The following is a 10,940-nucleotide window of genomic DNA, read 5'->3' as shown; positions in this document are numbered from 1 at the left end:
TTGTTATGATTCTTCCGGAAAATCAAACGTTAGCTTACCCACTTGCTGATCACGTATATCTTGAACAATTAAATCTGCCACTTTATCGTAATCAATTTCTGCACCTGCGCTGTAAACTTTCCGCCGCTCTCCAATTTGATCGAAGATCGCTAAAATATCTTCGCCAATCGTAGTCAGTTGATAACGTGCTTCCAGTCGTTCCGGATAATGTTCCGATAAAAATCGAAGACCATAGACAGCCAGTTCTTCCATGTTCAGAACAGAATCTTTGATCGCACCTGTCAATGCCAGCTTGAAACCAACTTCAGGGTCTTCAAATTTTGGCCAAAGCACACCTGGAGTATCTAATAACTCCAGCTCTTTGCCATATTTAATCCATTGCTGCGCTTTCGTCACACCTGGTTTATTTCCTGTTTTCGCAATGTTTTTCTTAGCTAATCGATTGATCAGTGTCGACTTCCCTACGTTTGGTATACCGACAATCATCGCACGTATGGCACCTGGACGGATTCCTCTTTGCTTCATTCGGTCAAATTTCGGCTGAAGGATTTCTTTTGCTGCCTTCGTGACAGTTTGCAGACCTTTGCCTTCAAATGAATTGATCGCCACTGTTCGAAAGCCACGCTCTTCAAAATAAGCAATCCAGCGCTTCGTCTGCACTTCATCTGCTAAATCCATTTTATTTAAAATCAGCAGCCGCGGCTTTTGCTGAATCACTTCGTCGATCATCGGATTACGTGAAGACAGCGGCAGTCTTGCATCTATTAATTCAAATACGATATCGACGAGTTTAAGCTTCTCAGATACTTCCCGTCTTGCTTTTGCCATATGGCCTGGAAACCATTGAATAGTCATTCGAATCGTCTCCTTTCTTTATTTCACAAAACCGAAATCTTTGATCGGCCAAAATATTACGCTAGTGCTGCCAATGATTTCATCTATCGCAACCGGACCGATATGTCTGGAATCTTTACTTTTTCGACGATTGTCTCCCATAACAAACACATGGTCTTCCGGCACAACACTCGCCTGGATTTGCGGTATGTCTTGCAGCGTGAAATCTTCAGTCAACGTGCCATCTTGAATTTCCGCTTTGTATTTATCAAGATACGGTTCTTCATAAGGTTTATCATTAATATAAAGAACGTCATCTTTGTATTCCACTGTATCTCCTGGTAACCCAATTACACGCTTAATATAGTCTTTTTGTTCAGGTGCATGAAATACGACGATATCAAAGCGGTGTGGTTCTCCAATGGTATAACCGATTTTATTGACGATCATTCGATCCCCATGCTCTAGTGTCGGCATCATGGAAATACCGTCGACGACGATCGGTGTGAATAAAAAGACTCGTATAATTGCAGCCAATCCAAATGCGATCAAGAGTGCTTTGATCCATTCCAGCCCTTCACTTTTCGTTTTTTTCTCTTCCATCAATCTAGCCTCCTGCCCTTGTCTGCTATTATTGTAACGCCTAATTACTTTATGCGCAAAAAGAAAGGAGGCCAAATGCAAGGCCTCCTTCGTTTTGCGCTTATCTGATTAGCGGAGTTCTTTAATACGTGCTGCTTTACCACGTAGACTACGTAGGTAGTACAACTTAGCACGACGAACTTTACCGCGACGAGTTACTTCGATCTTAGCAAGTTTTGGTGTGTGTACAGGGAATGTACGCTCCACTCCAACACCGTTTGAAATTTTACGGACAGTGAATGTTTCACTGATTCCACCACCGCGGCGTTTGATTACAACACCTTCGAATAACTGGATACGCTCACGAGTACCCTCAATGATCTTTACGTGTAAACGTAGTGTATCTCCAGGACGGAAATCAGGGTGTTCAGTACGTAACTGATCTTTTGTAATGTCTGCAATTAGTTTTTGCATGATTTTCTCTCCTTCTTTTCTGAAGTTCTTGCACGCCTTACATTTGCAGCGGAACGTCAGTAAATAGGCACTTTTTTAAAAAGCGCTTCACATATCATATCATAAGCTTTCTGTTCAATCAAGCAATTTCAGTCTATTTTTCGTTTCCATTGCTGATAAAGTTTTTGCTGATGTTCGGTCAGCGGGGCTTCTTCCAACAACTCCGGACGCCGCTCTGCCGTACGCTGAAATGCTTGCTCTTCCCGCCACTTATCGATTTCGGCATGATTCCCTGATAACAGTACAGCCGGCACGTCGAGGCCGTTGAAAGAGGCAGGGCGTGTATACTGTGGATGTTCCAGCATGCCAGTGGAGAAGGAGTCGTGGACAGCCGATTGATCATTGCCGAGCACATCAGGTAATAAGCGAACCACGCTGTCGATCATCGCCATTGAAGCCACTTCTCCTCCGGTCAAGACGAAGTCGCCAAGGGAAAGTTCATCGGTCACCAAATGCTCACGGATCCGTTCATCATATCCTTCATAGTGGCCGCAGATGAAAATCAAATGCTGCTCCTGTGCGAGTTCTTCCGCTTTCTTCTGTGTGAAGCGCTCTCCTTGAGGACACATCAAAATTACACGCGGCTTACTTTCACTGGTGCTTGTCAATGATTCGACGGCGGCAAACAGCGGTTCCGGCTTCAATACCATTCCTGCACCGCCGCCATACGGATAGTCATCCACTTTTCTATGTTTATTCGTTGAGTAGTCACGAAAGTCTGTGACGCGGAAAGAAGCGGCTTGCTGATCCTGCGCCTTTTTCATGATCGATGAATGAAGGACGCCTTCGAACATTTCAGGGAACAGCGACAGTACATCGATTTGCATCATGAAAGCAGACCTTCCATCAGTTCGATGGTGATAACCTGTTCTTCAATGTCGATGTCTTTTACGACATCTTCTATATAGGGGATGTAATGCGGTTTTCCTTCTGCCGGTGTAACCGTCCAGACATCATTGGCGCCCGTCTCGATAATTTCAGTGACTTTTCCGATGTCTTCCCCTGTTTCAGTGATGACACGGCAGCCGATGATTTCATGGTAGTAAAATTCATTCTCTTCCAGCTCGGTCAGTTCTTTCTCCGATACTTTGACGATGCCGTCACGCAGTTTTTCCACGTCATTGATCGTCGGGTAGCCTTCAAATGTTAGAAGGTTGAAGTTTTTGTGTTTGCGATGACTTGCTACCTTAACATAAATCGGTGTCTTGCTCTTCGGCATGAAGATCGCAAGTTCGCTCCCGACAGCATAACGCTCGTCCGGGAAATCCGTTGTAGACATGACACGAACTTCGCCTTTGATACCGTGCGTATTAACAATCTTCCCTACATTAAACCATTCCATTATTTCGCCTCCGTTAAAATATATTTAAGAATAAAATCAAATAAACTAGATTGAATAGGTTGAAAGGACAGTTAGCGAGTACTCCGGGATTTACGCTTCAGACGGAGGCGCTTTCCGGAGGGCGTGGCTTGAGCCGCTTCCTTCGCTTCGCTCAGTCCAGGGTCTCAAGACTCACGCTGATCCTCCCGGAGTCGCCCCCGTCTTCCGCTCCAATCCTGACTATGAGTGTGGTAGCAAATAGCAAGACCACTGTAGTTGTTTTAAAATCTGAGAAGAGATTTCATATTCAGGTCGCAAAACTGGCATCTTTCGTTGACTAAGTTTAAAGGCTTTAAGGTGATTTCAACTGCAAAAAGCCCACGAACAAAGCTGGTTATCATCTGTCTTTGAACGTTGATCATTATTGCGAGGAAATAACACTCTGTCACTTAAAAAGTACAATGGATTAGTCATTATACTATCCGTCACAAAGTAGGGATTGAAGCGGCGGGTGGCGACTCCTGTGGGATTAGCGTGACAGGTGAGACCCCGCAGGAGCGCAGCGACGAGGAGGCTCACCGCACGCCCCACGGAAAGCGTCCACCCAGAGCGCAAATCCCCAGACCACAAGCCAAAGTCTTCTTCACTAATTTTCTTTATACGAAACACATTTATACGTGCAAAAAAGGAAGGAACCGGGGCTCCTTCCTTTTGGATCAATCCAAAATATCCAAATACACTTTTTTGCCGTGGTGGCTGCCTGCTGCTGAATAAACAATCGTACGGATCGCTTTTGCCACACGACCTTGCTTTCCGATCACTTTTCCCATATCCTCCGCATTCACTGATAACTGATAAACAACACGTTGTGACTGTTCATCTGCTACCACCTTCACGTCATCCGGGTAATCGACTAACGGCTTTACAATTGTTTCAATCAGCTGCTTCATGTCCACCCCTCCAAATTACTTGCTGTATTTAGCGTTATGGAATTTTTCCATGATGCCTTGTTCTGAGAACAAGTTACGCACAGTATCAGATGGCTTTGCGCCATCTTGAAGCCATTTCAAAGCCAATTCTTCATTGATATTGACTGTTGCTGGCTTAGTAAGTGGATTGTATGTACCCACTGTTTCGATTTGACGGCCGTCACGTGGTGCACGTGCATCAGCTACTACAATACGATAAAAAGGAGATTTCTTAGCTCCCATACGTTTTAGACGAATTTTAACTGCCATTTTATCTACACCTCCGAATAGTTTCACACAAGATAGTATATTATCAAGGTTTCGTTTGTTTGTAAAGTGTTTTTTCTTAACACCTGTTATATTATTTGAAAAACGAATCAAAACTAGGCATTTTGCCCTTCTTTTTACCCTTTTGTTGCATATTGGTCATCTGCTTGACCATTTTCTTCATTTCTTCAAATTGCTTCAGTAAGCGATTGACTTCTTGAATCGACGTACCGGATCCGACTGCGATTCGTTTCTTTCGGCTCGCATTGATGATATCCGGACTTTCGCGTTCAGCAAGCGTCATCGAATAAATGACGGCTTCCACACGCCCCATTTGGCCCTCATCTACTTTTGCGTTGTCGAGCCCTTTGATTTTATTGGCACCAGGCATCATTTTCAAAATTTCATCGAGCGGCCCCATTTTTTTCACTTGCTGTAGCTGATCAAGGAAATCATCCAGCGTAAAGCTTTGTGTGCGAAGTTTTTGTTCCAGCTCTTTTGCCTTCTCTTCGTCCACATTTTCTTGTGCTTTCTCGATTAACGACATGACGTCGCCCATGCCGAGTATCCTTGAAGCCATACGCTCTGGGTGGAATGATTCGAGCGCATCCATTTTCTCGCCCATACCGACAAATTTGATCGGCTTTTCGGTAACGGTACGAATGGATAAAGCCGCCCCGCCTCGTGTATCGCCATCTAGTTTTGTTAGGACGACACCCGTGATGCCGATCATTTCGTCGAAGCTTTTCGCTACGTTGACCGCATCTTGACCTGTCATTGCATCGACAACTAAGAATACTTCATCCGGTTTCGTCAATTCACGAATGTCTTTTAGTTCTTGCATCAACGCTTCATCCACATGTAAGCGGCCGGCTGTATCGATGATGACGACATCATTATGCTCTTTTTCCGCTTCTTCCATCGCCCGGCGAGCAATTTCAACAGGGGACTGATCCGTCCCCATAGAAAACACAGGAACCGAAATTTGCTTTCCTAACGTTTCAAGTTGTTGGATCGCCGCTGGACGATAGATATCCGCTGCAACCAGCAATGGATTTTTATTGTGTTTCTTGCGTAGTACGGTTGCCAATTTCCCTGTCGTCGTTGTTTTACCCGCACCCTGTAATCCGACCATCATAATGACCGTTGGTGATTTCCGGGCAAACTGAATTGGATTTTGTTCTCCACCCATCAAGTTCGTCAATTCATCTTTAACGATCTTTACAACTTGCTGTCCAGGCGTCAAGCTCTTCATGACATCCTGACCGACTGCGCGTTCGCTGACCGTTTTGACAAAACTTTTTACGACTTTCAAGTTAACGTCCGCTTCAATCAATGCAAAACGTACTTCACGCATCATTTCTTTGACATCAGCTTCATTGATTTTCCCTTTGCCTGTAATCTTATTCAGCGTTCCTTGCAGGCGTTCGGCTAAACCTTCAAATGCCATAGACAATCCCCCCTAATCAAAATCTTTCAAGGTATGTAATAGCTCAAGAACTTTGGTGGAAGAGGAATCGTCTGCCGGGATAATTTGCTGTAATTGCTCAACGACTTCAAGACGCCTCTCATGCTTCTCGAATAGATTGAGCTTTTCCTCATAATCTTCCAGCATAGCTTCCGTTCTTCTCACATTATCATACACCGCTTGTCTCGACACGCCATATTGTTCAGCGATTTCACCGAGAGAAAGATCATCCAAATAATATAATTGCATATATGATCGCTGTTTATCCGTTAATAATGATTGATAAAAATCAAAGAGGAAGTTCACTCTTGTCGTTTTTTCAAGCATGACGCCAACCCCTTTTCCTCACCTTTTCATACTAGCGTTCACACGCATGTCTGTCAAGTATATTTACTTGTCTTCTTCGTTTTCCGCCTCTTCTTCATCGCGATCTTCCATTTCCAGACCATCTGCAAATAAACCATACACATATTTTTCCGGATCGAACGGTTGTAAGTCTTCAATACCTTCCCCAAGACCAACAAATTTCACAGGAATATCCAGCTTGCTGCGGATTGCCAGGACGATACCGCCTTTCGCTGTCCCATCAAGTTTCGTCAATACGATGCCAGTCACTTTTGTTGCTTCATTGAATGTTTGAGCTTGAATTAAAGCATTTTGTCCAGTCGTTGCATCGAGTGCCAACAACACTTCATGAGGCGCGCCTTCGATTTCGCGGCCAATGACACGATGCACTTTTTCAAGCTCATTCATCAAGTTCACTTTGTTTTGCAAACGACCTGCAGTATCACAAATTAAGACATCAACATTTCGTTTTTTGGCAGATTTAACTGCATCATATATAACAGCAGCCGGGTCGGAGCCTTCTGCCTGACGTACGACTTCAACTCCTGTCCGTTCTCCCCAAACAACGAGCTGATCGATTGCGCCTGCACGGAATGTATCGCCTGCAGCGAGCATGACGGTTTTCCCTTCCTTTTGCAAACGGGCTGCCATTTTACCAATTGTGGTCGTTTTCCCTACACCATTAACACCGACCATTAAAATGACATTTAAACGGCCTTCTTCGATATTCAATTCATTAGACATTTCTTCACCCGCATTATAAATCTCCACGAGCTTTTCAGAAATCAATGATTGCATGCCGGTTGTATCTTTTATATTTTTGCGTTTCACTTCATCCTTCAATAAATCAATCAATTCCATAACTGTTTCAAAGCCCACGTCTGCTTGCAAGAGCACTTCTTCCAATTCTTCAAAGAACTCCTCATCCACCACACGGAAACGTGAGACTAGGTCATTGACTTTCGACGTGAATGAATCGCGTGTTTTGGTCAAACCATCTTTAAACTTCTCTGTAACGGCTTCATTGGTACCTGTAATTTTTTCTTTCAGCTTCTTGAAAAAAGACAATTAACCCCACTCCTTAGCTACTGATTTCTTCTGCCACTTCTGAAAGTTTGACAGATAACAGTTTGGATACACCAGATTCTTGCATAGTGACGCCATACAGCACATCCGCACCTTCCATCGTTCCTTTCCGATGTGTAATGACGATAAACTGTGTCTGTTCTGAAACCTTCTTCAAGTAATTACTATATCTCACCACGTTCGCTTCATCCAGCGCGGCTTCCACTTCATCCAAAATACAAAATGGTACCGGGCGGACTTCCAAAATGGAGAATAACAGTGAAATGACGGTTAATGCACGCTCTCCGCCCGAAAGAAGACTTAGATTTTGCAGTTTCTTACCTGGCGGACGTGCGACAATATCGATTCCTGTTGTCAGCAAATTAGATGGATCCGTCAGAATTAAATCCGCTTCACCGCCGCCGAACATATCTTGAAACACTCGATGGAAATGACTTCGAATGGCTTCGAACGTTGTCTGGAAGCGACTCTTCATCTCTTGATCCATTTCAGACATCGCTTCTTGCAACGTATTTCTTGCCTCGACTAAATCATTACGCTGTGCACTTAAAAACTGATGACGTTCTGAAACTTCTTCAAACTCTTGAATCGCGTTCGGATTGACTGGACCGAGATCCGCCAGTTGCTGCTTATAAGAATCCACCGCTGTCCTAAGCTGCGGGATATCCGTTTCATCTGTTAAATAAGCGGTATCTGGCAGTAAACCATATTCTTCATCTAAACGATTCGTCACTGTCTCATGCTGTGTCTCGAGCCTCGACAACTGGATTTTCACCGTATTCAATCGGTCATTGATCGTATGAACCTGCTGTCGAAGCAACTTAAGCTGAGATTCATGTTGATTGACGAGCTCAGTTTGCTGAAGCCGCTTCGCTCTCTCCACTTCAATCGTTTCTTCCAACTGCAATTTTGCGGTGTTCGACTGTTTCATATTTGCTTCAATTTCTTCAGGTGAAAGTTCCGTACCGACTAGATGCTCTTGGTTATATCGTTGTTCTTCCCGCAGGCGTAAGATCGTCTGATCCAACTCAACCATCATATCACGCGCTTCTTGAATCGTACTGGATTGATAGGTACTTTGTTCTTTCAAGACTGCGCTCTTTTGCTGCAGCTCATGTAATTTCTGTCGTAATGCCTCTTGCTCTTCTCTGCGATTTTCTACCAGACGCTCTAAACTTTCCAATTTGGCTGTAATTTCATTCAGCTCATGTTGGATTGCAGAATGCTGTGCAGAGAGCCTTTCCTTTTTGCCCGTTAATTCTTTTTCGGCAGATACGGTATCATTCCTGCCCATTTCAATGGTCGATATCTCCATTTTGACAGAACGGATCTCCATCTCCGTTTCCTGCAATGAAGTATGCGCAATGGCTTTCTGCCGTTGCAGTTCTTCCATTGTTTTCTGCAATTGATCACGACGCTGTAGGCCCACGCCAACTTGCTCTCGTGTCCGCGACATTTTATGATTTGCTTGCCGAATCGATTCATCCATTTGTTGCAACTGTTCGGAGATTGTTTCCAATTCCGCTTTCCGTGAGAACAAGGTAGACTGCCCTTTCGCACCGCCGCCTGTCAGAGAACCTCCTGCGTTGACGACATCCCCATCCAGCGTGACAATACGAAATCGATAGCCAATGGCCTTAGCGATTGCCGTTGCTTCTTTTAAGTCATTCGCCACAATCGTTTGCCCTAATAAGTTTTTGGCAATTGATTCATATTTCGCAGCTGTCTGAGTCAATTCAAATGCTGTACCGATAAAACCTGGCTGACGGCTTAAGAGCTGTCTGCTGTTCATCGGCAACTCACGCGGTTTTATAATGTCCAACGGAAGGAATGTCGCTCGACCTAAGTTTTTCGATTTCAAATAGCCGATCGCTTTCCTTGCATCGCGCTCCGTTGCCGCAATGATATGCTGCATCGCACCGCCAAGGGCTGTTTCAATCGCCTTTGCGTAAGCGGGTTCAGTCGAGATCAACTCCACTACCGCCCCTTCAATTCCTTGAATACGTTGCTGACTTTTCGCGTGCAGCACTTCTTTCACACCTGAATAAAATCCCGAAAGATCTTTTTCCAAACTTTCAAGAGCCCGCATTCTTCCTTGCATTTCCGACTGTTTACGCACGGCTTGCTGCAAAAACTGCTGTTGCGTAGTTAGAAGTTCTTCTGATTCTTTCAACTGCAATAGACATTTTTCAACCGACTGTTCCGTCTCATTAATCTGCTGTTGAATACTCTCTTTTTGCCGGTTCTTTTCGTGTTGTTCTTTGATTAATACTTGCATGCGTTCTGAGAGTAGGGCAGTTTGGACAGTGATTTTTTCAGTTGAGGATTTTTCTCCTTGCAATCGCTCTTCCACATGCTTCACTTCATTGCGTAAAGTCGCTTCTTCATTCAGTTTTTCAATATAAACGGACTTCAAATCGTCGATCTGTTGTTCCGTTTCCTTGAGCGAACTATTCAGCATGCCAGTCACTTGATTGATATCCTTAGACGCGTGGGATAACTCTTTTTTTAATAATTGTTGTTTTGATTGCATTGCCTGTAATTTTTCTTCAGTAAGCTGTTTGTTTTTTTCTGCTGATTGCAACTCTGACTGAATTCGATCGAGTTGCTGTTTTGTATTCCGATTCTTTTCAAGGGAAAGCAACCGTCTGCCTTCCCATTTTTCCGCCTCAGACGTTTTATTTATTAACTCGTTTTGCAAACTTTCAAGCGTGGACTCTAGTTTCTGCAAGCTTTTCTTATCGTGTTCCAGCTCTTTCTCTCGTTCAGTCAATTGGCCATTCAATTTCATTTGTTCATCTGCATCGGCTTTCATCGCTGTTGACTTTTCAAGAATTTGTTGCCGAAGTGTCCAGGCATCATAGTTTAATAAACGAACATCCGCCTCTCGAAGTTCAGCCAGAAAATGCTCTGCTTGACGTGCAGCCGTCGCTTCTTTTTCCAAAGGACCAAGACGATCATCGATTTCTTTCAGAATATCTAAGATTCGATCTAAGTTATCTGTGGTCTCAAAAAGTTTATGTTCTGCTTGCAGCTTACGTGTCTTATATTTCAATACGCCTGCCGCTTCATCAAAGACATTTCTGCGTTCATCTGCACGGCTATTCAGGATTTCATCGACTCTGCCTTGAGAGATGATAGAAAATGCTTCTTTTCCCAAACCTGAATCCATGAACATGGACGTAATATCTTTTAGTCGGCAGGCTTGTCCGTTGATCAAATAAGCACTTTCTCCTGAACGAAAAACACGGCGGGTGACACTGATTTCTGTATAGTCGAGCGGAAACAGATTTTGGCTATTATCTAAAATTAACGTGACTTCCGCAAAATTGACGCCTCTTCTAGAATCGCTTCCTGCAAAAATGACGTCCTCCATTTTACTGCCACGCAAAGATTTCACTGACTGTTCGCCAAGCACCCATCGAATGGCATCAATAATATTACTTTTCCCACTGCCGTTTGGGCCGACAATGGCTGTGACTCCAGGAACAAAGTCAATATGGATCTTCTCTGCAAAAGACTTGAATCCTGTAATCTCTAATTTCTTCAAAAACAC

Annotated in this window: 11 protein-coding genes; all 11 read right to left on the bottom strand. The window is 43.9% G+C overall.

Features of this window, described 5'->3' with window-relative positions; translation table 11 throughout:
* Positions 1 to 3: 3 nt before the first annotated feature.
* Complete coding sequence (gene ylqF / locus MKY93_RS06040; RefSeq protein WP_078817764.1) at positions 4 to 855, bottom strand: ribosome biogenesis GTPase YlqF; 852 nt, start codon at positions 853 to 855, stop codon at positions 4 to 6.
* Between the two features lie 18 nt (positions 856 to 873).
* Positions 874 to 1,440: a signal peptidase I gene (gene lepB / locus MKY93_RS06035; protein WP_425441341.1), complete on the bottom strand. Its 567-nt coding sequence runs from the start codon at positions 1,438 to 1,440 to the stop codon at positions 874 to 876.
* Between the two features lie 105 nt (positions 1,441 to 1,545).
* Entirely contained in the window at positions 1,546 to 1,890 is a 345-nt protein-coding gene (gene rplS / locus MKY93_RS06030; protein WP_040758253.1) for a 50S ribosomal protein L19, read from the bottom strand.
* 128 nt (positions 1,891 to 2,018) lie between these two features.
* Positions 2,019 to 2,756: a tRNA (guanosine(37)-N1)-methyltransferase TrmD gene (gene trmD / locus MKY93_RS06025; RefSeq protein ID WP_078817866.1), complete on the bottom strand. Its 738-nt coding sequence runs from the start codon at positions 2,754 to 2,756 to the stop codon at positions 2,019 to 2,021.
* Positions 2,756 to 3,271 (bottom strand): ribosome maturation factor RimM, encoded by a 516-nt coding sequence (rimM, locus tag MKY93_RS06020; RefSeq protein WP_340758539.1) that lies wholly within the window; start codon positions 3,269 to 3,271, stop codon positions 2,756 to 2,758. The genes trmD and rimM overlap by 1 nt, the downstream gene beginning before the upstream one ends.
* Positions 3,272 to 3,966: 695 nt before the next feature.
* On the bottom strand, positions 3,967 to 4,200 hold the full coding sequence (locus MKY93_RS06015) for a KH domain-containing protein (protein WP_009765535.1): 234 nt from the start codon (positions 4,198 to 4,200) through the stop codon (positions 3,967 to 3,969).
* Positions 4,201 to 4,215: 15 nt separating this feature from the next.
* On the bottom strand, positions 4,216 to 4,488 hold the full coding sequence (gene rpsP, locus MKY93_RS06010; protein WP_040758254.1) for a 30S ribosomal protein S16: 273 nt from the start codon (positions 4,486 to 4,488) through the stop codon (positions 4,216 to 4,218).
* Positions 4,489 to 4,579: 91 nt separating this feature from the next.
* Entirely contained in the window at positions 4,580 to 5,935 is a 1,356-nt protein-coding gene (gene ffh / locus MKY93_RS06005) for a signal recognition particle protein (protein ID WP_340758538.1), read from the bottom strand.
* A gap of 12 nt (positions 5,936 to 5,947) precedes the next feature.
* Complete coding sequence (locus MKY93_RS06000) at positions 5,948 to 6,280, bottom strand: putative DNA-binding protein (RefSeq protein WP_078817768.1); 333 nt, start codon at positions 6,278 to 6,280, stop codon at positions 5,948 to 5,950.
* Between the two features lie 63 nt (positions 6,281 to 6,343).
* Positions 6,344 to 7,366, bottom strand: a complete 1,023-nt coding sequence (ftsY, locus tag MKY93_RS05995; RefSeq protein ID WP_078817769.1) for a signal recognition particle-docking protein FtsY — start codon at positions 7,364 to 7,366, stop codon at positions 6,344 to 6,346.
* A gap of 13 nt (positions 7,367 to 7,379) precedes the next feature.
* Positions 7,380 to 10,940, bottom strand: coding sequence for a chromosome segregation protein SMC (gene smc / locus MKY93_RS05990; RefSeq protein ID WP_340758537.1), 3,561 nt, complete (start codon positions 10,938 to 10,940; stop codon positions 7,380 to 7,382).

This window comes from Sporosarcina sp. FSL W7-1283 (genome assembly GCF_038003105.1).
Lineage (GTDB): Bacteria > Bacillota > Bacilli > Bacillales_A > Planococcaceae > Sporosarcina > Sporosarcina newyorkensis.
Note: the sequence above shows the minus strand (reverse complement) of the source record. Positions and strands in the feature narration are given on the sequence as shown.